Origin of the sequence: Methylobacterium sp. R2-1, from assembly GCF_014191355.1 — a bacterium.
In the GTDB taxonomy this organism is placed as follows: Bacteria; Pseudomonadota; Alphaproteobacteria; order Rhizobiales; family Beijerinckiaceae; genus Methylobacterium.
Map to the genome: position 1 here is coordinate 220748 of NZ_JACHWM010000009.1, position 24759 is coordinate 245506.

The following is a 24759-nucleotide window of genomic DNA, read 5'->3' on the forward strand; positions in this document are numbered from 1 at the left end:
GCGGCGCCGGGTCCATAACGGTCTTAGTCGGCGGCGCTGACGATCCGAGGAGCTGCGGAAGCGATTTGACCCGCATCTTCACGCACGTGCCTGATGTTGCCCATCACGCGCTCTGTGTCGCGTGCTGCCTCCTGCACGTTGCGTGCGATCCCACGTGTGGCCACACCATCTCCGCCAATGACAACCGCAACCGGGACCGAGATGCCCGAGACGGACACATACATAGAACAAAACTCGAATTGCATGGTTGGCAAAGTGTCTGAACTGAAACGCTGGCGGGGACGTGAGGCGACGAGACACATTTGTTCGAGGCAAGAGATGAAGCGCACGATCAACGGCATCACCTGTGACACCGTCACAGCTACGGAGATTATCGCTGAAGGTCACGGTTGCTCGCTCGCATGGTGGGGCTTGTATCAAACGCCCGGCGGCTCCTTCTTCAAGGTCGTTGTGGGCACGGACGGCGAGGTGGCCGATTGGGCACTCATGGCGGCTGAGCAGACGAAGAAGATGGTTGAGAAGTATGCTCCTCACATGATCGAGAAGGTCTTTGGCTCTGCTGCGGCGGCTTCGGATGCCGCTTCATCCGAACTACGTATTACAGTTCAGGTGCCTGTTTGTTTGGCCCAGCGCATCGAGACTGTCGCGGCGGACCAGGGTATTAGCGTCCATAATTACGTGGTGCACTCTATCGAGAAGACGCTGGCTCAGGAGCTGGCCAATTTTTGTTAGGGGCAGCAGACTCGAGAGATTGCGGCAGATCTGCGGAGTGTGATGATCGTGGTCCATGATTTTCATGCCCGAGTTGATGCCCAAGAATGTTGAGGAGTTGAGGATAGGCCCGGCGGCTGCATACATAGCTGCGATGTTAGCTTGTAGGCCTGGTGTTCGCGGAGTGGGCGGGCGCCTGCGCGGATCGGACGGAGCAAGATCACCGGGCGTTTCGAGCAGCCATTCAGGCCAGCCGGTTGAAAGTGGCGGATGGCCCTACTCTATAACCGTCCTCTCGTTCTCTACTGACGTAGGTAGTCGTTGGCGTCTGCAATCGAGTGCGCCAGGGAGCAGCAATAGCGCCACTCGAACGCCGGTAATGTATCCGCGGATGCGGGAGGGTCCGCGGGGGGCGCCGCCGTTACGACCGTCAGCACGAGTGCGATGAAGGGTTAGGATGAGCACAATCGATCGCGCAACACTCGACCGACTGATTGTTCTCGGTCGCGAGCGCGGGGAACTGACGGCCGAGGAGTTACAGGCGGCCTTACCCGTCGACAGCCTGGATGTGGACGCTCTCGTCCTGGTGATACTGGAGTTGGAGGCGGCGGGCGTCAGCGTCGAGCCGGACGTGCTTGGCCCGCGAGTGGATCGGCCCCTGCCTGCCACGCCGGAACTGCCGCCCGGTGCCGCCGGTCTTTCGTCGCCGATCGTGACAGCCGCAGAGGGCGAGCTGACGGCGTCTCGGCCTGCAGCCAAGGTAACGCAAGCGCCTGTCGGGGACGGCGCTTCCGGCGAGAGGACCGGGATCGATCAGATCGTGCTCCTCTCCGGCCTCGTGGCTTTCCTGATCCTGACCGTCGTGCTTGTTCTGATCTTCTGAAGCCACGCTTGCGAGGTTGTTCGAGTCGACCTTCTTGGTCTCCGACGAGACTTGTAGAACCAGCGGGAGCCGAACTGGCTGCCCTTCCCCAGCGCGATGAAATGCCTTCGGTGCGCCAAGGACAACTCGCCCAAGTTCACGGGCGCAGAAAGCACTCCCTTGCCGGGCAGGCGGATACTCTAGGACTTCGCTCTCTCGATCCGAGTATGGCTAGCGGTCCGCGAGGAGGTCCCGCCACGCTCCCCCGCGATGGCATCCGACCGCGACGCCTATGAAGTGGGCGGTGTGGCGCTTCAAGCCTTCATCCACTCGCTGAGCTTCGTCCAACGCCGCTTCATGTTGCCGCCGCGCACCGCGATGCCAATCGCCTTGCGCTGCCCGATCAGCACTACCAACCGCTTACCGCGCGTCACCGCTGTGTAGAGAAGGTTGCGAGCCAGCATGGTCCAGTGTCCTGTCGTCAGGGGGATGACGACGGCTGGGTATTCCGAGCCCTGAGACTTATGGATCGTTGTGGCATAGGCTGGCACAAGCGTGTCGAGTTCCCCGAATGGGTAGATCACTTCACGCCCCTCGAAGGAGACGATCACGGCTCCCTCCTCCTCATCGAGGCGGTCCACCGTGCCGAGGTCGCCGTTGAAGACTTCTCGGTCGTAGTCGTTCTGGCTCTCCATCACCCGGTCGCCGGGCGAGAAGCGCCAACCGAACCGCTCGACCGAGGTGCGCGGGTTTGGATTCAGCACCGCCTGAAGTTCGTGGTTGAGGTTGCGTGCGCCCAGCACTCCTCGCTGCATAGGCGTCAGCACCTGCACGTCGCGCACTGGATCGAAGCCGAAGCGAGCAGGGATGCGTTTGGTCACCACCTCGATCAGCTTCGCGACGCCAGCCTCCGGCTCATCGATCTCGATGAGATGGAAGTCGCTCTCTTCACCGCGCGGCGCAGGCTTGGGCATTCTGCCCGCGTTGATGCTGTGCGCGTTGATGACAATTCGACTCTCTGCTGCCTGCCGGAATACTTCTGTGAGCCGCGCGACCGGCACGCGTCCGGAGGCGATGATGTCGGCCAGGACCTGCCCCGGGCCTACCGAAGGGAGCTGATCAACATCGCCCACGAGCAGCACGGCCGCACGCTCCGGCACTGCCTTTGTCAGCGCATTCATCAACGGCACGTCGACCATAGAGGTCTCGTCTATCACGAGCAGGTCGCAGCTGAGCGGGTTCTCCTCGTTTCGTGAGAAGCCGCCGTGCTTGGGGTCAATCTCGAGGAGGCGGTGGATCGTCTTGGCCTCAAGACCCGTTTGCTCGCTCATGCGCTTAGCTGCCCGGCCAGTTGGCGCCGCCAGCAGCACCTGCACGCCCTTCGCTCGCAGGATGCGCAGGATCGTGTCGAGCGTGCTTGTCTTGCCGACGCCTGGTCCACCGGTAATCACTGCGAGCTTCGCGCCGAGCACGAGCTGCACGGCCTCAGCTTGTGAGGGTGACAGCGACTTACCAGTCTTGCCCTCGACCCATGGCAGCGCCTTAGCAAGCTCGATCTCTTGCCACGGTGGCTTGCCCTGATTGCGCCGGAGTAGCCGCTCAGCAATGACGCGCTCGGCCGCGTGCAGGCCGGAGAGGAAGATGCAGGCTTTGTCGCTGATGATGTCCTGCACGACCTCGCCGGTCTCGAGCACATCGAGGAGCGCGGAGCGTATCAGCCGCGCCTCAACGTCGAGGAGCCCGGTCGCCAGCTTGACGAGATCGGCCACCGGCAGAGCGCAGTGACCCTCATCGGTCGCGGTCTGCAGCGCGAAGGAGATGCCGGCCCGCAGCCTCTGCGGCGCGTCTTTGGTAAGCCCAAGCTTCATCGCGATAGCGTCGGCCGTCTTAAAGCCGATGCCGCGGATGTCGCGGGCGAGCCGGTAAGGATCCTCGGTCATGACGCTGATCGCCTCATGGCCGTAAGTCTTGAAGATGCGCACCGCGCGCGCCGTGCCGACCCCGTGTGCGTGGAGGAACAGCATGATCTCCCGCACTGCCTTCTGCTCGGCCCAGCCGGCGACAATGCGGGCGGCGCGCATCGGACCGATGCCTGCGACTTCTTTCAGGCGGTCGGGCTCGGCCTCGATGATTTCGAAGGTGTTTTCGCCAAAGGCCGCGACGATGCGCTTGGCCATGGCCGGACCGATGCCTCGCATGTGGCCGGAGGCGAGATACTTTTCGATACCCTCAACTCCGGTCGGCGGTGTGACCTTTAGGGTATCGGCCTTGAACTGCAGGCCGTGCTGCCGGTCGGTGAACCAAATGCCGACGGCGGTGATCCACTCTCCCGCGCTGATAGTCGGTGCATGGCCGATGACGGGCACGAGGTCACGCTTGCCGCGCGTCTGGACTTTTAGGACGCAGAAGCCCGTCTCGGCATTGTGGAAGGTCACCCGCTCGATCGTGCCGGCGAGCGTCTCCTTCTGTGGGCCCGATGAGGGGGCTGTCTTCAGCGCGGCCGCGATGGGCATGAGCATTCGAAAACGTAGGAAGGCAGACAGTGCAAGCTACTGGCCGCCGAGCCAAGACGATATGGGTATGCTCCGCCACTCCCACACATCTATGAAGCGTCGCGCCTGCCCCAGGTGAACGGCTCCCGCACGCGACCGCCGATGAAGGGGATAAACGGAAAGAACCGGCGAACTTCGTAGGTGAAGCGGTCGGCCGCTTCTTTACCGTCCGCAACGGCCGCACGCCGGTCCGGATGGTCGTGCAGCGCCATCGCGGAGAAGACGATGTAGCGTGCATTAGCCACCGTTGGCCTCAGCACATTGATGAGTTCGACGGCGCCCACCCCGGATCTCGGAGATGACTTCTCGCATCCAGCGTTCCGTGCGGGCGCGAAAGAGATGTCCGCGCCAGTTGCGAGGCCCGATCGCACCGGTGCCGTCAACCATCGCGGCGAACTCGCTGGCGTGCGCCTTTGCTTCGGTCAAGCTGAGTGGCAACCCGACCCACTCGCAGATCGCGGCGGTGAGGACGACATGCGCCTCGTCGAGCAGCACGACCTCGTCCATTTGCGCCCAGCGCAACACCGCATCACGCCAATGTCGCTCAGCAAGATCGGCCAGCCGCTGAAGCGCATCTGCGCCCATGAGAGAGAGGAACATCGCCTTTCGCGCACGATGGGCCTCGCCATCCATAACCATGACGCTGCCATGGTCCTGGATCAGCGCGAAGGATGTTGGCGGCAGGGCGTGACGGCGGGTGAATCGGTAACCGTCGTAGAAGTGGCGCGCGGCCTCGGCTCCCGACATGCAGATCACTGGGCTCAGCATGAGCCGCGCGGCGAAGAAGTCGGAATCGTAGCGCCGGCAACGGTTGGGGATGAAGCCGTAACCCTCGCCCATGAGGGCGAGCGTGCTGTCGAGAGCGGGATCCTGTGGCAGTGACCGGGCTTTACGCAGCCGATGCGAGGTGATGGCAGCGGGCATGAAACATCCGGGCTTGGGGGAGGTGCGAAAGGCTTCGGTCGGACGAACTCCGGCCCTGGGCCAACCAGCCGCCGACAACGCCGGTTCAAATGCACGGCTGACGGCTTCTCCTGCCGGTTCCGCTTGCCGCCCGGCGCTGCGCACTTTCAGGGTTCAGAGCGTCTGGGGCCGTCCACCGGCATCTGAATAAGAGCCAAGCACAACAATCGACCGCGGGCAGACTGTCCGGAAAGCAGCGCGCACCGGATCTCACACCTGCGCCGAATGCCGAACGAAAGCGGCGGCGCTCGGTTGACCCAATGAAAAGGCGTCAGCGCGTCCGAACATTTCAGCGAAAGCAAACCAGCCGATGAGGGCCGCTCCGAGTGGACGAGGGCAATTGCTGTCACTGTCAGCTTTGCTCTTGTCGCCGCGTGCGGCGCTCAGAGCGACGCGCTCGCTGCGAGCTGACCGAAGGCGCATGTCCGTGTCGAGCAACGTCGCGTGCACGATCTGGCCTACCTCGTCCGCCATGTGTGGTAACTTCGATACGAGCGGGTGCCGGGCGCAGGGCAGCAGTCACTATGGCGGGAACGGATTTGTGAGATCCTGCAGGAGGCGATGCTCGTCCATCACGGGCCCCCTGAGGCTTCTAGGTCAGAGCTCAGGAGATCACAGGATCAGATGATAGGTTGGGCGCCGGTGACTGCGATGGTCGCACCTGAGACGTAGCTCGCTTCCGGGCTCGCGAGCATGACGTAGACCGGAGCGAGCTCGCAGGGCTGGCCGGGCCGCTGCATCGGCACCTGCGAGCCGAAGGTCCGCACCTTCTCCATCGGCATCGTGGAGGGGATCAGGGGCGTCCTGATAGGTCCTGGCGCAACGCAGTTCACCCGGATGTCGCGCTCAGCCAGCATCTGCGCGAGGCCACCAGTGAAATTCTGGATCGCTCCCTTCGTGGCTGCGTAGGCGAGGAGCGGTGCGCTCGGCGAGTCTGCCTGAACGGAAGTCGTGTTGATGATCGAAGCCCCGGCCTTCATGTGCGGCAGGGCAGCCTTCACTAGGTAGAACATCGCGTGGATGTTGGTGGCGAAGGTGACCTCCCACTCCTCGTCTGAGATGTCTTCGGGTTTGGCAAAGGTCTTCTGGTGGGCGGCGTTGTTGACCAGCACGTCGACCTGCCCGAACTCGGCCACCGCCGTGTCTATGATCCTGCGGCAATGCCGGGGATCCTTGATGTCGCCCGGCATTGCTACCGCTTTGCGTCCGGCTTCCTCCACAAGGCGACAGGTCTCCTTCGCGTCGTCATGCTCGTCGTAGTAGCTGACCAGCACGTCGGCGCCCTCGCGGGCAAAGGCAAGAGCCACCGCTCGACCAATACCACTGTCGCCGCCAGTGATGATCGCCTTACTATGGCCGCGACGCGCTCTTGAATCTACAGCCGACGTTGTACCCAAGAATCCTGCCGGAATCGGCTAGACTCACGGACGAGAGGCATGCGGGATCGAAGTCGCAGGCTAGCAGGATGAGTCCGACGCCTAAAGTCGACTTCAGCACCAGCGGTCAAAGCAGCCTAGAATGCTACACTCTGAATCGATGCGGCTGATCAGTCCTTTAAGTTCAGAGCAATCGCGTTTGCTGTGCGCGGATGATGATGCTGTCTTGCCTGAAGCGCGCCTCCAACACGCGCCGGTAGCTCGCCCACCACGCCTCATCAAGCTCGACGGTCATTACCTCGAACACGACGATGTCGTCGTGCGCTGTCCCACCCTTCTCCGTCCAAAAACCCTCAGCGGGGCCACGCGTGAAAGCCGTGAGCCCGCCAAACTTCTTCGTAAGTTCCGATCGCACGCCCTCGTACTCGACGCCGGGGAAGGCTTGGCCGTCTTTGTCGGAGAGGGGTAGGAGGATCTGGATCAAGTGATTCTGCATCAGCGGTCCATGGGGACGGGCGAGGCTAGCGAGAGGGGCTGTGGGTCTGCCGCTATCTGGCAAAGACTCTGGTACCTTGCAGCTCATGACGTGCATGAAGGAAAGCCGCGATAGCCTGGGCAATCTTCTGCCCACCTTGCACGGACGGCTCGATGGGGTTGGCGAAGTCCGCGTCTTCATTGCACAGCAGGCGTAGGTCCACCAGCGAGAGCCGCCGCGTGAAGGCCTCGCGCGTGATCACGTCGTTGAGCAGCGCGAGGGCCGTCTTGATCAGCCGCCTTCGCTGAGAATCCGGATAACGCGGGTCGTAAATCGTGCAGAGTGCCGTAGGGCGTGCCGCCGCCTGGACCGCGTCCAGCATGGCGCTGTACGCGGTCTGAAAGCGCTCTCGTACCTCAGCTAACAGGTGCAGCGCCTCAGCTACCGACCGAGTGGGGCGCTCGATCACGCCTGAGGCTCTCAGCGCATCATTGCCACCCACACTCACCACGAGGTGGGTCGCTTTGCCGGGGAGCCGGCTCAGCTGGCGCGGCACGTCCGAGATCACATGACCATCGACGGCCAGCAGTGTCGCCTGCGAGCCTTCAGACAACATTGTCCTTAGCTGCTGCACGACATCAGGACTGCCTCTTACATAAGTGGCGTTATCAAAGACTGAGTCTCCGAGGAGTACAACGTGCGGCATGGTTGTCTCACCTGAAGTGCACGTCTGGGACCGTAAGGGAAAAGGGAGCGTCAGGGCCATTGCCGCCAGGATCTTGCGACGGCCGATAAGGTAGTCCGGTGAACGCATCGGCCTTGTCTCCGAGCTCTTACGGTTCTGGTCCCTTACACCCAGCTCCGAAGTAGGGTGTCGGTCGTCACCGTCTCGACCTGCTGGCCATAGCGGCTATGATAGAGGGTGAGCATCGCGTCATGTGCCTCGTCCGAAGAGCTACAGAGCGCGTCCGTGACGATGATGATGCGGTAACCGCGATCGACAGCACCTAATACGGCACTCAGAACGCATACGTCGGTTTCACCACCCGTAACTACGAGTGTGTCGATGCTCCGGACGCGCAAACGTTCATGGAGATCTGTGTCTAGCCAAGGGGAGTAGACGTTCTTGTCCACAACCTCGGCTGGCGGGACAAAGCGGGCAAGCTCTGGGACCAGATCGATTTTGTCAACACCCAAGTGCTCGATCGTCATGGAAGCCCAGCGCTCGTAATAGCGCTTCCACGTGCCTTCTCCCTGCCCCGAGGTCTGAGCAGGAACGAAACGGGTGAACACGGTTTCGCGCGGATGGGCCTCGACGATCTGCACGACCTTCGGCAGAACGCGCGCCATCCAGGGTGTGCACCAGTCGGTTCGCTCAGCAAACATCCGTTGCATATCAATACATAGATGCGCACAGCTGTGGCTGAGTGGCCCGAAACGAAGCTCGTCATCGCCTGCCATGTGCCGACCGCCCTGATGTGTTTCTTTGTCTCTGGGCTAAGTGAACCTGACGGGCTGAAGGCGAGTTCCGCGACCCGCATGGGTTAAGCTACCGCCGCAGAGCACCACCGGCGCGTTCACTGGCAAATTATTACCAGTCATATTCCGAGAAGCTGCCACCGCATCGGGCCTTTCGGCCAGCACCTAGACCAAGTTGGAGCGCAGGGAATGTCTGATCACGGGCTCAGGAAGCTAATAAGCGCATTATTAACGTGCTGCGGCTCCTCGTGGTGCAGCCAGTGGGTAGCGCCCGGCAGCCATTCGATCTTCCCTTGATCGCAAAGCTTGAGGCTCTCGGTCGCGAGATGCGGGCTGAGAGCCGGATCCTTCTTGCCCCACACGATCAAGGTAGGTGAACGGATCGGCTTCAGTTCCGAGCGGTGCTTAAGCCGCAGAGCACGATACCAATTCAGCATCCCCTCGAGGGCACCAGGCTGTGCCCAAGCCTGCTGATAGCGTTTGAGATCAGCATCGCTGAATGTACCGGCCCTGCTCGTCAAACGGAGTGCCTGACGCATGGCCAGGAAGTTGGCGGCACGCAGGCCTGTCTCCGGTAGCCAAGGCACCTGGAACGCTCCAAAGTAGAAGACCCGTAGAGCCTGAGTTGGGTGGCGGCGCGCATAGCTGGCGAGCACATCTGGATGAGGTGCGTTCAGGATTGCGAGGCGCCGCACGCGATCTGGCGATCGCGCGGCTAACCACCAGCCGACGATACCGCCCCAGTCATGCCCCACCACATCAAATGTGCCCGCACCGTAGCTGTCGGAAAGCGCGATGACGTCGTCCGCCACACGATCGAGATGATAGGCCTCGATGCCTTCTGGCTTGCTGCTGAGGTTGTATCCGCGCTGGTCGGGAGCGGCGACGTGCAATCCTGCCCCGGCAAGCGCATCGATCTGGTGACGCCACCCAAACCAGAACTCCGGAAACCCATGCAGGAGGATGGTCAGTGTGCCATCCTTTGGTCCAGCTGAAGCGACGTTGAGCGTCACCTCGGAGAGGCGAACAAGGGAGAGGCTGGGCTCTCTTTGAAGCGCCATGGCCGCGTTCCAAACGTTGAGGCTGGGTCCTTCCGGAAACGCCTCGGACGTAGTGCTGGATCCTAGGACGCCCTAGTGGTCTGAGTCAGAAGAGGTTTGACAGTTTGGTTGGGCGGGTAGAGCGTTTGGTGCTTCCTGATGGAGGTGCGCCATGTCGCGTGGTCCGAAGGCAGTCTCTCTCGATCTCAGCCAGCACGAGCAGGGTGAGATAAAGCGCCTGCTGCGCCGACACGGGACCGGGCAGGCGCTCGTTCAGCGTCTGCGCATCATCCTCGCCTGTGCCGAACCGGGCGCGACCAACTTGGGAGTGGCTACGGCGCTGAAGGTCAGCCGTCAGACCGTGGCGCTGTGGCGGGGCCGCTTCGCCGCGCATCGGCTGGAGGGGCTGGTCGATGCGCCACGCTCCGGCGCACCCCGCAGCATCGATGACGAGGCCATCGAGCGCCTGGTCGCCCTCGCTCTGGAAGAGGCACCGGCCAACGCCACGCACTGGAGTACCCGCTCGATGGCGCGCCGCACCGGCACGAGGCAGAGTGCGGTGTCACGGATCTGGCGCGCCTTCGGTCTGCGGCCGCACCAAGCTGACACCTTCAAGCTCTCTACGGATCCAGCGTTTATCGAGAAGGTCCGCGACGTCGTCGGCCTCTACCTCGCTCCACCCGATCGCGCGTTGGTGCTGTGCATCGACGAGAAGCCGCAGATCCAGGCGGTGCAGGGCACGGCTGCAGCCTTTCCCCTCCGGCCGGGCCAAGCCGAGCGCGTGACGCACGACTATCGCCGGCACGGCACGCTCGACCTGTTTGCCGCCCTCGACGTGAAAGCTGGAACGGTGATCGGGAGCTGCAAGCCGCGTCATCGCAGCGTCGAGTTCCGGGCCTTCCTAGAGCAGGTCGAGAGCAGCGTCGCACGCGATCTGGAGGTGCATCTCGTGCTCGATAACCTGACGACGCACAAGACCAAGCTGATCCACGACTGGCTGCTGCAGCATCCCCGTTTTCACCTGCATTTCACCCCGACGAGTGCGTCGTGGCTGAACATGGTCGAGTGTTGGTTTGCGTTGCTAACCCGTCGCCGTTTGGAGCGGGGTGCCTTCACCAGCACGGCAGATCTGGAGGCTACGATCCGGGGCTACATCGCTGAGACGAACGCCCATCCCAAGCCGTTTGTCTGGACTAAGCCCGCCGATGACATTCTCACCAACGTCGCGCGGTTCTGCCAACGAACTTCCAACTCAAACCACTAGTAGCCCTTCCAGAGCCCGGGCGTGGCAAGCTCCAGCAGGTGACCGTCAGGATCGCGAAAGTAGATGCTGATGCCGCCCCTCGGCCATTGAGTGCGTCCCTCGATGGCCACGCCAGATACTACGAGGTGGTTCTCCCATTCGGCGAGCACCTCAGCGTCAATCGAGAAGGCTATGTGGGAAGGTCCGCTGCCGTCATGGGGCGGGATCGTTCCTCCTGGTGTATCGATCGGATGCAACGAACTGCCCTGCGGAAAGAGCAGGACTACGCTGCGGCCGCCGACATCATAGCCGCGCATTCGGAAGTCGGAGTGGATGCACATCAGGCCAAGCGTATCGCGATAGAAGGCGTCAGCGCGCTCGAGATCCTCGACGTACAGCACGGTCTCAAGGACACCGTTGAGCTTCGGCATAGACATTTCCTCCCGTGAGCCAACGCGGAACGACCGATTATGGACTATGCCTCCTGCCCCGCCACCGCTTGAAATCACTGTGCAAATGATGTCCAGCTCACACGATGGATCAGGCATCAGAGTACCCCTCCCAACCCCGTTCTCTGACAGCAGAACGTCAAGCCGGCATGTGGCGCGCTCAGCTTCCAGCAGGTCTTCAAGATGCTGTGTCAGCAGCACTTCGCGAAGCGGCACGATCGCTCGTGGTTCCAAGCTTGAACAACCCTGGGGGTGCGGAAGTTTCACGGAAAGCTGGCGGCTCAGTCGTGACGCAGATCGACCGTGAAGTTGAACTTCAGCTGTCCGAAGTTGTTATGGCGCTTCTTCCAAACTCGCTGGTGATCGGCGAGGAGAAAGTCGCGGCGGATGCTACTTTGCTCAGACGCATCGATGAAGAGTGGGTGTGGCTGATCGATCCCGTGGATGGCACCGCGAACTTCGTAGAGGGCAAGGGGCCAATCGCGATGATGATCGCACTTCTGTACCGCGGCAAGGCTGTCGTGGCTTGGATCCTCGATCCCGTAAAGGACGCCCTTCTGACCACTAGCAAAAGTGAGCATGCTTTGCTGCAGCTCAAATCAACGACAACTCCTGCGGCAAGTAACCTCCGCGGCGCAGCCTGGACGCGCTATTATGACGATGAGCTGCGGAGCGCCATTGAGCGCCGCTTTCTTAGCTTGGGCGACGTTTCACCGGGCAGCAAATGCACCGGAGCCGAGTATCTTGCTGTCCTCCAAGGTCGCCAGGACTTCGTGCTGTTTTGGCGGAGTATGCCCTGGGACCATGCGGCTGGGATTCTCTTGCTGCAGGAGAGCGGCGGCTATGCAGCCTATTTAAATCGGGACCCATTCAGGCCGGGAGCTAAGCGCTTGGGCCTCCTCGTCGCACGAAGTCAGGCGGTATGGAACCAGGTCTGGACAACCCTCATCGAGGGCGTCCCAGATCCTGAGCGTCTGCTCGTCCGGGAGATGAATACGTCCTGAAGCCGGCTGGAGGTCTCGGCCGCAAACCGAACTCCCGAAGGGCCTCGTGGATAAGTTGCCTCATGTTCTCTCCGTCGCGAGCGATGAGCTACAGACGTCCATATGCGCACCTAGCCGGTTGAGAACGTTCCACTCTCAACATGTCCGCGCCGTTCCCGGCATGCACAAGGCAATCCACCCACCTGCAACGGCTCGCAGGTTGGTATGCCTCCTCATAGAAGATGCAAGCCCCCACAAGGCGGGCTTGAACCACCGAGGCTCTGGCATTCGAGTGAGCGGAAGAGCGGCCAGCAGCAAATTGTAGCCCGAGTACCAAGGCATGGCAGGGCACCCGCAGCAGGTAGCGCAGTCCTACTGCCACGCCAGTCAGACTAATGGCTTAGCCGCGCTCGCGCTCAGATCCAATCGTTGTGCGCGGATCTCAAATCCATGCTTTAAGCTTTTGAGGACCGCTCTCGGACCACGATCAGCCGAGGAGCTGACCTGATCGGGATCAGCTTTAGGATCGTGCCAGGCTCATGTAGATCAAGCCTCCTGCTAACGTACGGGAGCAGATCGCGTTTACGCGGCAAGCACGAGCCTGATGACGTAACGTAGCTGCCGCTTCGTTATACCCTTGACTTTCAAGGTCGTCCGCATTTTGCGCCAGCTCCCAGGCTGCTACCTCGCTCCTGTTCGCGAGTTGCTGCAATTCATTGGCGCGCCTCTGATGCATCGGCCCAAGATGGGCCGACCGTCGCCCGACCACAATGACTGCGCTCCGAAGCGGGCGCAACGCTGGCCAGTGCTGTAAGCTGGGATGGACCATTCTGCGGTGCCTGTAGGTGTCATCCGACGTTGGAGACAACACCCGGCCAAGGTGACCCTGAGGCCCGGCGGACAGGCACCTAGTTCAGCGCAGGCGGATGTGGGCGGCGTAGACGAAAAATACGTTCCAAGGCCTCATGGAAGGAAAGATCCCAAACAAGCTGCCCCGCCTCGTTCATGACCTCGAAGGTGTAATGATTTAGGTCACCGCCTTGACTGACCACCTCCATGGCTAGGAGCGGAGCGGCCCGATATGCCTCCAGGAACGCCTCCTCAGCGCTCCGAAGGTCACGGCCCTTTCTGTCCACTTGCCGTCCCCGCGGAGTCTGCAAGTTGAAGTAGAAACGCTGCATGTATCCCCGCGCTCGATATAACCTTCATTACAGCACGTAAACAGCACTGACACGCTCCGTTCAATCGAGTAGTCAGAAGTGTCTGGTTCCAGACAGAGCCGAGCTAAAAAACATGCGAGGAGCCGGATACAGGAGGAGCTGGCGGGACAGGTATGCCTTGAGGAACACAGCCGTCGACGGCGGGCTTGAAACGCTGCGATGCACAACAGTCGGAGCGGCACTTCAAGAATCGGGGCTTCTGAGCTCGGAGATATCCCGCTGCCAGGCTGGGCCATTCTCCTACGGTTCTAGACGCCCAGCCCTTGAAGGTCGTCGAAAGGACGAAGAGGTTCGCCTCGTCTGTGCTCTTCACCGAGTAGCTTGGTCATATGCGGATCAGCGCAAACAGCCCGTTGCTTGGAGCTTTGTGCGGTATCGGACCGAAACATCTTGGGTCTGCGCCCATTAACAATCCATGGGTGTAGCCGACGAACTGCCCTGAAGCTTCCCAGCAACTTAAGGGCTCATGCCTTCAGTCCAAGGTTTGTTTAGGCCAGATCTCGGTGGCAACACGCGGGTACGGCCTAGGAAGAGGTAAGGATGCTCACATTGGAAGAGATGGGCACTGAGCCGAACCCAGCCTCTCTGAGGAGGCGGGATGCGATCGTGTGCCTCACTCATGCAGCACAGGCGCGAAAAGCGGTGCTCCTTGCCCGCAGGTCGGGCACTGACGCACAGATGCCTTTAGAGCGTGCTCATGAATGTCTGCGTCGTGCGAAGCACTACGGAGCCGCGGCTCGGCACTTAGGATGGCGTTTGCCAGGCCGATAACTACCTTCTCCTCAATGCAAAATGCCAAGAGGGAGTCGATTGTCTCTGTACGGCCTCGAGACCTCCTCGGTGTCTGGCAAATACTGCAGGACCAGACGGCTGTGATGTGCTTATCATACGCTTCTACATCTCGGCCGGGCGCTGTCTCGGCTTGGATGGGAGATGCCAAAAAAGGTGCGCCAATTAGCATGGATCATGAGTCGCTAGAATTCCTGAAAGCTCTTGCCAACGTTCCGTCCCCTAGCGGTTACGAGCAGGGAGCTGCAAAGCTCTTTCGAGAATACACGCAGCGCTATGCGGATCGCGTGAGCCTAGATTCGCATGGTAACATCATAGCAGCGGTCAATCCTGACGCGCCGATGAAGATAATGCTTGCGGCGCATATGGATGAGATCGGGTTCGTTGTGCACTACATAGATGAGGCCGGGCTTCTCTATTTTAGCGCCATCGGCGGGCACGACAGCACTATTCCGCCTGGCCAGAGGGTCTGGGTATATGGAAGTGAGCGCACGCCTGGCGTTGTTGGACGCAAGGCTAGTCATCTTCTCGACGAAGACGAGCAAAAGAAAAAACCAAAGTTGACCGACTTATGGATTGACATAGGTGCGACCTCACGCGCGCAAGCTGAAGCTGTTGTGCGACTTGGCGATCCGATTACATATCAGTACGAATTTCAGTCCTTGCTGGGAGATCGCGCTGCGGCAAGAGGGTTTGACAACAAGGCAGGCCTGTTTGTTGTGGCTGAAGCTTTGCGCAGCCTCAGTGAGGAGGGAGGTCTCGCTCCTGGCGTTGGCGTTTATTTCGTCGCGTCGGTTCAGGAAGAAATCGGATCGCGTGGCGCGCGAACCTCAGCCTTCAGCATAGCTGCACAAACTGGACTTGCCATCGATGTGGATCACGCAATCGACTATCCGGGCGTGAGTAAGACACAGCACGGAGAGCTCAAGATTGGCGAGGGTCCGAGCGTGTCCCGCGGACCTAACACGAACCCGGTTGTTTTCGATCTTTTATCAAGGGCAGCAAAGGAAGAGGGCATCCCATTTCAGGTGAGTGTCTCACCTTCTGCCACGCCGACAGATGCCAATGCGATGCAGCTTAACAGGGAAGGAATGGCAGTTGGACTCGTAGGAATTGCAATCCGCTACATGCATACTCCCTGTGAATTGTTGAGCCTAACAGATTTGGATCAGTGCATCCGCTTGACGTCTGCGTACTGTCGTCGAGTAACACGAGAAACAGATTTTTCTCCTTACTAGCAATCACTTCTCGCGATCCATAGTTGGGCAGCGTTTTGGGCTCGACATCGCGGCGGTGAGATCGAAGCGTAGTGGCGTAGCCGGTATTCTGCTCTGAATGTATTAATGGGAGCAACAATTGAGCTTCATCATCGAGGCGCGCGTATCCGCGAGGAGGTTCTCCTATCGCCGCGCAACGCTGCTCAGCGCTCTTGAGCATGGCATGTCGCTGCAAGCCGCGGGGATGGCTGACGTTCGGATCGTCGATGATTGTGGCCGCGAGCGCAGTCCTGGAGGTGCAACAGCTGCTCGTCGGACCGCGCCTCGCGGTTAAAGTAGCTGGCAGCGATGCCGAAAGGCCTTCGGAGGCAAGAGCGGCTTAGCTAGGCGACGAAGTGGAGAGTTGGCCCTGCAAGTGCCGCGAATCGGATGCCGGCAGCTTAGGCGCAACATTGAAACTCCGCTGCCGTTAAGCCAGCCGAGCAAAGCCGATGCATCTCGGCAATTCTGCCGCCATTCAGCTCACGGGTCCGTGAGGAACCACTTTCTTTGGTGTGAGCTTCCCATTCAAACTAGAAACCTTCGGAGGAACGCATGCTCAATATCTCAACCTTCCTCAGCGCGACGGCGATCGTTGCCCTCACGGCTACCTCTACCATCGCAGCACCGTGCAACACTCAGGGCAAGCAGACCGCCGGCGACAAGAGTTCCAGCGCCGATCATTCCACGAAGAACCTTGCTGACGGTCAGCAGCCGAGTGCGCCGAAAACAGTTGGCGCAATGAACAACGTTGGCGCCAATCAGCTTCCGGGCAAGCAAGCGCAGAGTGCCGACGGCTGCTGATTGAGACCTGAGCAGGTAACGAACGATGGTCCGCCTTGCCTGATGCGAGCGGGTCATCCACACCTGTGAGCAGCATAATCACGTCACCGACTGGCATCGGCTTGTTGATTGCGCACGGGGCACTCAGCACCTCGACCGGCGGCTCCGTGATGTAGAAGTAGCGCTACCGTTCAGCGCAGCTACAAAAGAGCCTCGCCGCGGCTGAGCCGGGCGGGGTGAGGACGCCAGTGAACGATATGTCCGTGGGAGTAGAACTCTGATCGCATGACGTGGTTCAGGCATGGCCTGGAAGTACACACTTCACCGTCTCGGAGCTCACATCGCTTCGGCTGAAGCCTTCGCGACATAGTCAACTCGGCTGCAAATCATATGTGCAGCCATAAGTGTGCGACGATGACAGAAGAGGAGTTTGCTAAACTGGTGCTAGTGATCCGGGCACGAGAGACACATGTCGCTGCGCAGATCGTAGTGCTGCTGTCCCTCGCGCATACAGGCTTCGATACGACCGAGGCTGAAAAGGCACTGCGGTCTGAAGCGGATGTTCTTACGGCCTTGCGCATCTATCATGCGACAGTCGTCGAGGAACGGGATCCGTGACCGCGGACGAGGTCGTCCTGTAGCCGCGGCGGACCGGCAGAGAAGTTTTCGAGACTGAAACTGAGCTTTGGATGCACCTCAGGACGCGCATAAAGGAAAGCTGTGATAGCCTGAGCAATCTTCTGCCCACCTTGCGCGGACCGCTCGATGGGGTTGTCGAAGTCCGCGTCTTCATAACACAGCAGGCGTAGGTCCACCGCGAGAGCCGCCGCGTGAAGGCCTCGCGCGTGATCACGTCGTTGAGCAGCGCGAGGGCCGTCTTGATCAGCCGCTTTCGCTGAGAGTCCGGATAAAGCGGGTCGTAGATCGTGCAGAGTGCCGTAGGGCGTGCCGCCGCCTTCACCGCGTCCAGCATTGCGCTGTACGCGGTCTGAAAGCGCTCCCGTACCTCAGCCTGTCGATGATCTACGGCTTCGCCAAGCAGTCGGGCGGGCAGGTCCGCATCCACTCCACGGTCGGCGAGGGCACCACGGTCGGCGTCTACCTACCTCGCCACCGGGCGAGGCGGAGCGTGAGGTCGCGGCGCGGGGGTCGGGCTGCGGCTGGTCGCCGAGGCCGGGGAGACGGTGCTGATCGTGGACGACGAGCCCAGCGCGCGCATGCTGGTCACGGACGTTTTGGCCGACCTCGGCTACACCGCCGTCGAGGCAGCGGACGCGGCCGGCCGCCTCAAGGGTCTGCAGTCGGATGCGCGGATCGACCTGCTCGTCACCGACGTCAGCCTGCCCGGCGGCCTCAACGGTCGCCAGATGGCCGACGCCGCGCGGGTGGACCGCCCGGACCTGAAGGTCCTCTTCATCACCGGCTACGCTGAGAACGCTCTACCCCCGATGGGCAGCTCGAACCGGGCATGGCCGTTCTGACCAAGCCTTTCGCCGTGGAAGTCCTGGCGGCCCGTATCCGGGAATTGATCATGCGCTGAGGAGCCACGGGCGCGGCGGAGGTGCCGTGCCCCCTTGGGCATCCAAGGACGGCAACCGGGCCGGCCGTCCCAGCTTAGAAGCCGTACGGCCGCCGCGGATGGCAATTCGGATCGCACGTCAAGGGACGTCGGCAAGCGCGGGGATGACTGGGCGGAGTACAGACGACGGAGAAAGGAGGAGGGGTGATGGCCCTGACCCGCAGCTTCTAGGACACCGTGAAGGCGCGCGCCGAGCGCGACCCGTAGTTCCGGGCTGCCCTTTTGACCGAGAGGGTCGACCAGTTTCTGGCAGTCGACCTCGAAACCGGCAAGGCGGTCCTGCGCAACTACATCAACGCGACGATCGGCTTCGAGCGTCTGGCTGAGGAGACCGGCTCCTTGTCCAAGAGCCTGATACGCATGCTCAGCCCGATGGGCCATCCGACCGCCAGCACCCTGTTCAGCGTCCTGAGCACGGCGCAGAAGGCCGCGGGCGTGCACCTAGCGGTTGCCGCAAGCCGTTAGCGGCGTACGGTAAACCGTATGCGGCAGCAAAGGTGGGCCTCTGATCGCAGACGCCCACCTTCTTGGATTCAGGCGATCTGCTCGCTCTGGGCGCCACTGTCAGGCCGCGCCGGGCCTAGCACCGGCTCCTCACCCATCGGTGCGTTCTGCACCGCGTTGAACTCGCCTTTGCCATCCAGGGACGGACCGTTCGTCCAGCGGCCCTCGGGCGGCGGGGAGCCGTCGTTCGAGGTCGAGAAGAAGCTGTAGTTGTATTTCTGGTTCTCTTCCGACTGCGGAAAGGAGTTCGGGATCGGCAGCGCGCCCTCCTTGCCGCCGAGTTCTTCGATCACGGAGAGCCACTGCTGCTGGTGCATGGTGTCGCGCGCGATCAGGAAGCTCCACATGTCCTTCATGCCCGGGTCGTTCGTTGCCTGCCACAGCCGTACCGCCAGCGTCCGGCCTGTCGCCTCGGCAGCGACGTTGCAGTACATATCCGCCGCGATGTTCCCGCTGGCGTAGATGTGGTTCATGTCGAAGGGAATACCGTCCGAGTTGCCCGGGAAGGCAGCCATACCGCAGGAGAGCAGGTGCTTGTGCAGCATGCCCTCGGCGATGTGGCGCGGGTTCTCGCCGCCCATGACGGCGCCGACGATGGCGTCGGCGGCGCCTGCCTCCTGAACCTTGGTCGGAGCAGTCTCCAGGTTCATCGCAACGGCTGTCGCGAGCATCTCGATATGGCCGATCTCCTCCGTCGCGGTATGGAGGAGCATGTCGCGGTACTTGGCGTTCGGCGCGCGGTTGCCCCAGGCCTGAAAGAAGTACTGGAAGCAAACGCGGATCTCACCCTCGATACCGCCGATCGCCTGCTGGAGCATGCGGGCATAGACCGGATCCGGGCTGTCAACGCGCACCGGATACTGGAGCCGCTTGTCATGATAATACATGATGGATCCTCAGTTCAGGCAGGCTCACGATCTCGCGCACCAGCCTGGTGGCGGCCCGCGACGTCTGCCGCCTTCGGTCTGCCTAACCCAACCACGTCATGCAGGTTCATTCGCGCGAGGTGGTTTCAGGTCCAAGAGCAGTTCCGTCAGGCGCGGTCGTGAGTCAAATGCCTCAGAGCTCGTAGGCGCTCACGACCACCGGCACAGATATGTTGTGCAAGACGCGGCGCAGGGCGCTTGCTGTAGGCCATTCCCGGGGCGCTAGAGCTGTTCCCAGCGTAGCGATGCTACGGGTTCGGGCGCGATGGGCGGCTCCGACGGCACCGGATCGTCCCGCTGAAGCACCGGAAGGTCCAGACACCATCCTCACCTACTACTAAAATCCACGGGCAAGTCGGTCGCGGGACAGCTTGGGCGGGGGGGCCGCCGGCATTAGTTGGGTGACGCTGACACCCCCATGCGACGCAGAAGAGCGCGACTGTCGTTTCGCCCTCAGCGAGCCAGTCGACAGCAGCAGCGGTTGTCTGGGCGACCTCACTCAGCTTTGCCACCAAGCCCATATCTGCGATGCTGGCCTCATGAGCGACATCGCGATAGGCGTTCACTACGTTGTCGTCCGGCATCCCGAGGCGGAGGGGCGGCTTTCGCCAACGCGGCTTTGGATCGCTGTCCTTCCGCGAGAGGAGGCGGTTGAGGCGGTTCGACGGCAGGCACCTGAGGGATGGCAAGTCGAACTCGCGCCAGAGCAGCCGACGTTTGACCAAGTCGCAGCGCTCAACCTGCGCTACGGAGAGGTGCGCGAGATCACGGGCCGGAGCTGATCGCCCTGCGGCCTGAACCCAGGCAGGAAATCGGACGAGCACTGCTAGGGGCCGCAGTCGGAACGCCTGTTGGGGTGAATGCTAAGAGCTTGGCGCTCGCATGCAATGAGGCAGAGATCTCCGAGCAGAGCTACGCGACGAGTGCCTGCGCCAAGAGATCTTCTACTCGCTCAAGGAAGCCCAGGCCGTAATCGCCCTGTGGCAGAACACCTACAACCGCGTCCGGCCGCACTCGTCCCTGGGCTACCGGCCGCCCGCGCCTGTCAGCTTCCCCGATCGGACCTTCCGGCTACCCATAGCAGCGGCCATGCAGTAGCCTCTCACTCGGCTCGGTCCAAAATACCGGTCAGGTCATTGTTCGAGGCCGGCAGGCGTTTCAGCGAAGCTGATGCGGCCCATGAAGCAGCGGATCCAGAGACTGAAGGCGAAGGCGTTGTCGCCAACCTGACGCGGTTCTTCAGTAGCTTCCGACGCAGCTAGCGCGGATCGGGCACCCGCCAGATAACGGCGAGCCGGTCCATCTGAGGAAGATCGACCCGGCTCGCCAGCCGCCCGCCTAAACCCCTGACCGGCGCTCGGCAGGGCGGCAGAGGGCCGGCCGCCCAGCCTGAGGCCGGGCTCTTCCTAACCTTGATCGTGGCGGTCCCGGGCGTGGTCATGACCGTGCTCGCCCTCCTGGACTAGCGGCGCACGGTCCCCGAGACCGAGACCGTACCCCACAACCTCGACGAGGGCGCGCTGGAGATGGTAGCCGACATGCCGGACAACGCGTCGGACAAGCGGCTCCTCAAGCAGCACGGCATCAGCTTCGATTAGGCCGGACCAAGTGTTATCGTCATCGATGAGGCGGTGATTGGACTTAAACCTGCATCGAATTCGTGGTCGCCGTAGCCAGCGTCACCGGGTAAACATCGTGGCCGTCTGCGCGGTCGAGACCATGGTGTTGTAGTCGTTTACGATCCAGGTCACGTCGCGCCCGGCACCGCGGCGCGCGTCACCCTTGGCCTTCGCCAGCTTGTCGTCAAACTCCCGCAGCTTGCCGAGCAGCGAGCGCGGCCGGCCCTCGAAGACGTGGAAGGAGTTCGGATTGGCGGCGCTGTACCCGTCCATGTCCTTCACGGCGATCCCGTAGCGCGCGAGCGCGGTGTCAAAGACAGGCATATTGACCACCGGCTTGGCGTCCGTGGGCAGCAGGTCCATGACCTTGCGCGCCTCGATCATGACATTCGCCACGTGCCAACGCGCCTTGCGGCCCTCGCGCGCCTCGATGGCGGTAAGCTCCGCCACGTCGCTCTTCTCCTTCTCGACCCGGAACAGCGCGTCGACCTTGGCGCGCTCGGCCTGGAAGGCCGGACCCGCAACCGCCAGCTTGGCATGCAACGCCTTGCCCTGCTCCATCTTGTCGGTACGGTAATCCTGCCGCTCGTAGTAGCCCTCCGCCTCCGTGACCGTTGGGGCGAGCGCCTGGTAGGCGGCGATGTAGTCCTTCATGGCGCTGTCGAGCCCCGGCATCGCGGGCGGCTGGGCCATGGCCGCCTCGGCCTTTGCAATCTCGCCGCGCACGTCGTAGAGCCCGTAGAGGCCGTAGATGATGCGCTCGCGGCCCGTGGGCCCTGTCTTCATGTTGACCCAGCTCTGGTAGCGGGTGAGCGACTCCTGTGCGCGCAGTGTGCGGTTCAGAAACCCGACATAGGCGTTCAGCTTGCGGATCGTAGCCTGCTCCGGGCTCTCGCTCGCCGCGGCCGGCTTGGCCGCCGGCGCCTGGGCGGGTGCGGGCGTGGTGGCGAGCAGCGCGGTTAGGGTCAGCCAAGTCGTCGTTCTCATGGGTCAGGCGCGTCCTCCAAGTAGACCCGGCCGGTGTACCCGTCCCGTGGTGACAAGGCCACGCGCCGAGGTCGGCCTGGGCGAGAGCCGCGCGGCGAAGAACTCGGCAAGTGCTTCCACCTTGGCGGGATGTGCCTGGGCACTGGGTGGTGAGGAAGTGGTCGCGGATAGACGCCTACCGAGCCGTGAAGTTCAGTTCGCCGAAATGACGATGATCCGCCCCAACCTCGAACGCCATCTTGATCAAGCGGTGCACCTCGCCGATAGCCACATGCCTTCCGTATGACCCGCCAAGGTCCAGCTGCGGGAAGTCCATCAGAACGATGCAGAGGTGACTGGCATCGTCGACGCCGTCAGGGATGCCAGCGTCAAAGTAGAATTGGATCGTCCTGCCCTCGTCATCAATCAGGCCGAGGAAGTTGCCCTGCACTCCCCGGATCTCGTCCGACCAGATTCTGCTGGCCTCCCACAGATTGACCGGCGTCGCCTGATCAGAGGGAATGCCCTGGCCGCAATCGTCCCAGAATGCCCTCACCGATACACCTTTAGCTAAGTTGCCTGCGCTACCAAGGGGCATCGTGAAATGTAGCTAGGTGAAGCCCTCGCCGAAGTTCCCGGAAGCGGTCAGCCCCTTCTCGTGAGCGACGAGATAACCGCGGCCACTCTGGTCGAATCTCATGGCCCTGGAGAAGGCTCGGGAGCACCGCCTCGCCGCTGGGGCGTCGGACAGGTGCGGCAGGGGCGAGCATCCCACTTCAGAACACGTGGCGCAGCATGAAGAACAGCGTGCCGGCGATCAGGATTGCCGCTGGCAGCGTGGTGATCCAGGCGAGCGCCATGTTGCGCATCGTGGAGAGCTGCAGGCCCGAGCCGTTCGCCGCCATCGTGCCAGCCACACCCGAGGAAAGGATGTGCGTGGTTGAGACCGGCAGGCCGTAGACTTCCGCGAAACCGATCGTCCCAGCCGCAACGATTTCGGCTGAGGCACCTTGCGCGTAGGTCAGGTGAGTTTTCCCGATCTTCTCGCCGACGGTGACGACGATGCGCTTCCAACCAACCATGGTGCCGAGGCCGAGCGCCAGCGCGACGCAGACCTTCACCCAGTCGGGGATGTAGCGGGTGCCTGCGTTGAGAAGCTCCGTGTAGCCCTTGAGCGTCTTTGCCTCGGCCTCCGAGAAGGTCGCGCCGGATTTCGGCAGCAGCCGGATCGCGTCGGCGGCGAGATACATGTCGTTGCGGACGTTGGAGGTCGCCGCTGCCGGGACCTGGCGGATCGAGCCGTAGTTCTTCACCATGTCGGCGATGTCCGTCGATAGCGCGGCCAGAGCGCCAAACACCTCCGGCTTGTTCAGCTCCTTCGTTTTGAGCGCGCTGGCGACCGTCGTGCGAGCTAGGGCCGCCTCGGGCTGCACCGTTCCGTCGGAGCGAGCCGCGAAGACCGTGCTGGCAGCCTGCGAGTTCTGCACGAAGGCTGGTGTCGCATCGGCGGTCATGGTGCGGTTCAGGGCATAGGCAGTCGGTGCCGCGCCGATCAGGATGAGCATGATCAGGCCCATGCCCTTCTGCCCATCGTTGCCGCCGTGGAAGAACGAGACCAGGGTGCAGGTCAGGATCAGTAGGCCGCGGATCCAGAGCGGGGGCGGCGTGTCGCCTTTCGGGGCTTCGTAGAGATCCTTGCGGCGAACCGCGAACTTGAGGGCGAGCAGCAGGAGGGCTGCGAGCACGAAGCCGCAGACAGGGCTGAAGGCGAGGGCCTTGAACACGCCGAGCGCCTGGTTCCAGTCGACGCCCGAGGTGCCGTCCTGCCCACCCATGAACTGATTGGCGAGGCCAACACCCAGCACCGATCCGATCAGGGCGTGCGAGGAGGAGTTCGGCAGGCCAAGGGCCCAGGTGCCGAGATTCCAGATGATGGCGGCCAGCAGCAGGGCAAAGATCATCGCGTAGCCCGCGCCCGACCCGACCTGCAGGATCAGCTCGACGGGGAGCAGCGTGACGATGGCGTAGGCGACAGCGCCCGAGGAGAGCAGGACGCCAAGAAAGTTGAAGGCGCCCGACCAAATCACCGCGACGAGCGGCGGCAGTGAGTGCGTGTAGATCACGGTGGCGACCGCGTTGGCGGTATCGTGGAAGCCGTTCACGAACTCGAAGCCTAGTGCGATCAGGAGCGCGAGGCCGAGGAGCACGAAGGCGCCGACGGCGAGCGGCTCCTGGTGCACGGCATTCATATCAGCGATCAGGCTGACGACGGCGTAGCCGAGGCCGGCTACGAGCACGAGCAGGAAAGCGATGACGCCACCGGGATGGATGCCGTGGTCGAGGCGTGGCTTGCTGGTCGGCGCATGGCCGGCCGTTCCGCCTGGGGCCAAGGCTGCGTCGGACATGATCGCCTCAAATTAATTTTGCTGGGCAAGCAGGGATTAAAGGTGCGCCATGACGAGCGGGTGACAACTTGGCTGCGGCCGGAGCGAGCACGTGGTGTGGTCGCTTGGTGCCGATCTACGTGGGAGCATTGCCTGAGACACTGCAACTCCACTGCCGAAAGGCAGATGCCAACCAGGCAGGTCGTCGGGCTGCTGTTGACGGTCCCCCGGATTTTGGTCCGGCTGAAAGGTGAGCCTCCGGGACTCATCCGGCGACTTGTTGAGCCGCCGCCAAGGCGAATTCCTGGGGCGTCAGCCACCCCAGGGCTGTGTGAGGACGGCTCTCGTTGTACTGCCGCCGCCACGTCTCGATCTTGCTCCTCGCGTCGGCCAACGACAAGAACCAGTTCGCGTTTAGGCACTCGTCGCGCAGGCGGCCGTTGAACGACTCGACCAGCGCGTTGTCGGTCGGCTTGCCAGGCCGCGAGAAGTCCAGCTGGGTATCGGCGTCCAAAAGGGGGTCTGGCGCACTCTTGATGCAGTCGGCGTCACCCAACGCCGATCAGCCGCGCTTCGAGCAGATCGAGCTTGGCCCGACCG

Annotated in this window: 21 protein-coding genes and 5 pseudogenes; 10 read left to right on the plus strand and 16 right to left on the minus strand. The window is 62.1% G+C overall.

All coding sequences use genetic code 11. From position 1 onward, the window contains the following. The first annotated feature begins 318 nt into the window (after window positions 1-318). Together FHU13_RS14670 and FHU13_RS14675 are read left to right on the plus strand one after the other, a co-directional pair. The gene (locus FHU13_RS14670; RefSeq protein ID WP_183436603.1) at window positions 319-732 is read left to right on the plus strand and encodes a hypothetical protein; all 414 of its coding nucleotides are present in this window, start codon (window positions 319-321) and stop codon (window positions 730-732) included. A gap of 436 nt (window positions 733-1168) precedes the next feature. After that, entirely contained in the window at window positions 1169-1594 is a 426-nt protein-coding gene (locus FHU13_RS14675) for an RNA polymerase sigma factor region1.1 domain-containing protein (RefSeq protein ID WP_183436604.1), read from the plus strand. Window positions 1595-1887: 293 nt separating this feature from the next. Here the strand turns inward: FHU13_RS14675 and FHU13_RS14680 are convergent, their stop codons facing one another. The 9 genes and pseudogenes from FHU13_RS14680 to FHU13_RS14720 form a co-directional block, all read right to left on the minus strand. Beyond that, complete coding sequence (locus FHU13_RS14680) at window positions 1888-4086, minus strand: ATP-dependent RecD-like DNA helicase (protein WP_183436605.1); 2199 nt, start codon at window positions 4084-4086, stop codon at window positions 1888-1890. An 89-nt stretch (window positions 4087-4175) separates the two neighbouring features. Continuing rightward, window positions 4176-4409, minus strand: a complete 234-nt coding sequence (locus FHU13_RS14685; protein WP_183436606.1) for a hypothetical protein — start codon at window positions 4407-4409, stop codon at window positions 4176-4178. Then, entirely contained in the window at window positions 4363-5049 is a 687-nt protein-coding gene (locus FHU13_RS14690) for a hypothetical protein (protein ID WP_183436607.1), read from the minus strand. The genes FHU13_RS14685 and FHU13_RS14690 overlap by 47 nt, the downstream gene beginning before the upstream one ends. A gap of 249 nt (window positions 5050-5298) precedes the next feature. Next, window positions 5299-5562: a hypothetical protein gene (locus tag FHU13_RS14695; RefSeq protein ID WP_183436608.1), complete on the minus strand. Its 264-nt coding sequence runs from the start codon at window positions 5560-5562 to the stop codon at window positions 5299-5301. Between the two features lie 146 nt (window positions 5563-5708). Beyond that, window positions 5709-6440, minus strand: a pseudogene (locus FHU13_RS14700) (SDR family oxidoreductase); the annotation flags it as partial. A 208-nt stretch (window positions 6441-6648) separates the two neighbouring features. After that, a complete protein-coding gene (locus FHU13_RS14705; protein WP_183436609.1) occupies window positions 6649-6960 on the minus strand; it encodes a hypothetical protein in 312 nt (103 codons plus the stop codon). 52 nt (window positions 6961-7012) lie between these two features. Next, window positions 7013-7705 (minus strand): SGNH/GDSL hydrolase family protein, encoded by a 693-nt coding sequence (locus tag FHU13_RS14710; RefSeq protein WP_312889591.1) that lies wholly within the window; start codon window positions 7703-7705, stop codon window positions 7013-7015. A gap of 83 nt (window positions 7706-7788) precedes the next feature. After that, window positions 7789-8400, minus strand: a complete 612-nt coding sequence (locus tag FHU13_RS14715; protein WP_183436611.1) for a cysteine hydrolase family protein — start codon at window positions 8398-8400, stop codon at window positions 7789-7791. Window positions 8401-8615: 215 nt separating this feature from the next. Next, entirely contained in the window at window positions 8616-9479 is an 864-nt protein-coding gene (locus tag FHU13_RS14720) for an alpha/beta fold hydrolase (protein WP_183436612.1), read from the minus strand. Window positions 9480-9630: 151 nt separating this feature from the next. On the opposite strand from FHU13_RS14720, the gene FHU13_RS14725 reads away from it, so the two are divergent. Then, a complete protein-coding gene (locus FHU13_RS14725) occupies window positions 9631-10722 on the plus strand; it encodes an IS630 family transposase (protein WP_183436613.1) in 1092 nt (363 codons plus the stop codon). On the opposite strand, the gene FHU13_RS14730 is transcribed toward FHU13_RS14725, so the two are convergent. Beyond that, on the minus strand, window positions 10719-11132 hold the full coding sequence (locus tag FHU13_RS14730) for a VOC family protein (RefSeq protein WP_183436614.1): 414 nt from the start codon (window positions 11130-11132) through the stop codon (window positions 10719-10721). The genes FHU13_RS14725 and FHU13_RS14730 overlap by 4 nt on opposite strands. A 167-nt stretch (window positions 11133-11299) precedes the next feature. Here FHU13_RS14730 and FHU13_RS14735 point away from each other — a divergent pair, with 167 nt between their 5' ends. Then, window positions 11300-12154 carry an inositol monophosphatase family protein gene (locus tag FHU13_RS14735; protein WP_183436615.1) on the plus strand — a complete coding sequence of 285 codons (855 nt, stop codon included), beginning with the start codon at window positions 11300-11302 and terminating at the stop codon, window positions 12152-12154. Between the two features lie 887 nt (window positions 12155-13041). Here FHU13_RS14735 and FHU13_RS28595 read toward each other — a convergent pair. Further along, complete coding sequence (locus tag FHU13_RS28595; RefSeq protein ID WP_409518502.1) at window positions 13042-13314, minus strand: DUF6894 family protein; 273 nt, start codon at window positions 13312-13314, stop codon at window positions 13042-13044. A gap of 998 nt (window positions 13315-14312) precedes the next feature. Here FHU13_RS28595 and FHU13_RS14740 point away from each other — a divergent pair. The 5 genes and pseudogenes from FHU13_RS14740 (at window position 14313) to FHU13_RS14760 (ending at window position 18225) form a co-directional block, all read left to right on the plus strand. Continuing rightward, window positions 14313-15380, plus strand: coding sequence for a M42 family metallopeptidase (locus FHU13_RS14740; protein ID WP_183436616.1), 1068 nt, complete (start codon window positions 14313-14315; stop codon window positions 15378-15380). Between the two features lie 573 nt (window positions 15381-15953). Next, the gene (locus FHU13_RS14745; RefSeq protein WP_183436617.1) at window positions 15954-16202 is read left to right on the plus strand and encodes a hypothetical protein; all 249 of its coding nucleotides are present in this window, start codon (window positions 15954-15956) and stop codon (window positions 16200-16202) included. 393 nt (window positions 16203-16595) lie between these two features. Next, window positions 16596-16799, plus strand: a complete 204-nt coding sequence (locus FHU13_RS14750) for a hypothetical protein (protein WP_183436618.1) — start codon at window positions 16596-16598, stop codon at window positions 16797-16799. A gap of 388 nt (window positions 16800-17187) precedes the next feature. Next, window positions 17188-17721 (plus strand): annotated as a pseudogene (locus FHU13_RS14755) (response regulator); the annotation flags it as partial. A 216-nt stretch (window positions 17722-17937) separates the two neighbouring features. Next, window positions 17938-18225, plus strand: a pseudogene (locus tag FHU13_RS14760) (DNA-binding protein). A 68-nt stretch (window positions 18226-18293) separates the two neighbouring features. On the opposite strand, the gene FHU13_RS14765 reads toward FHU13_RS14760, so the two are convergent. Then, the gene (locus FHU13_RS14765) at window positions 18294-19151 is read right to left on the minus strand and encodes a manganese catalase family protein (RefSeq protein WP_183436619.1); all 858 of its coding nucleotides are present in this window, start codon (window positions 19149-19151) and stop codon (window positions 18294-18296) included. 948 nt (window positions 19152-20099) lie between these two features. On the opposite strand from FHU13_RS14765, the pseudogene FHU13_RS14770 reads away from it, so the two are divergent. Beyond that, window positions 20100-20288: pseudogene (locus tag FHU13_RS14770) on the plus strand (integrase core domain-containing protein); the annotation flags it as partial. Window positions 20289-20869: 581 nt separating this feature from the next. On the opposite strand, the gene FHU13_RS14775 reads toward FHU13_RS14770, so the two are convergent. The 4 genes and pseudogenes from FHU13_RS14775 to FHU13_RS14790 form a co-directional block, all read right to left on the minus strand. Continuing rightward, window positions 20870-21796 carry a YiiG family protein gene (locus FHU13_RS14775; RefSeq protein WP_183436620.1) on the minus strand — a complete coding sequence of 309 codons (927 nt, stop codon included), beginning with the start codon at window positions 21794-21796 and terminating at the stop codon, window positions 20870-20872. Window positions 21797-21971: 175 nt separating this feature from the next. Then, window positions 21972-22331, minus strand: coding sequence for a hypothetical protein (locus FHU13_RS14780; RefSeq protein ID WP_183436621.1), 360 nt, complete (start codon window positions 22329-22331; stop codon window positions 21972-21974). A gap of 220 nt (window positions 22332-22551) precedes the next feature. Next, window positions 22552-24180: an inorganic phosphate transporter gene (locus FHU13_RS14785; protein WP_183436622.1), complete on the minus strand. Its 1629-nt coding sequence runs from the start codon at window positions 24178-24180 to the stop codon at window positions 22552-22554. A gap of 244 nt (window positions 24181-24424) precedes the next feature. Further along, window positions 24425-24655, minus strand: a pseudogene (locus FHU13_RS14790) (integrase core domain-containing protein); the annotation flags it as partial. Window positions 24656-24759 lie beyond the last annotated feature (104 nt).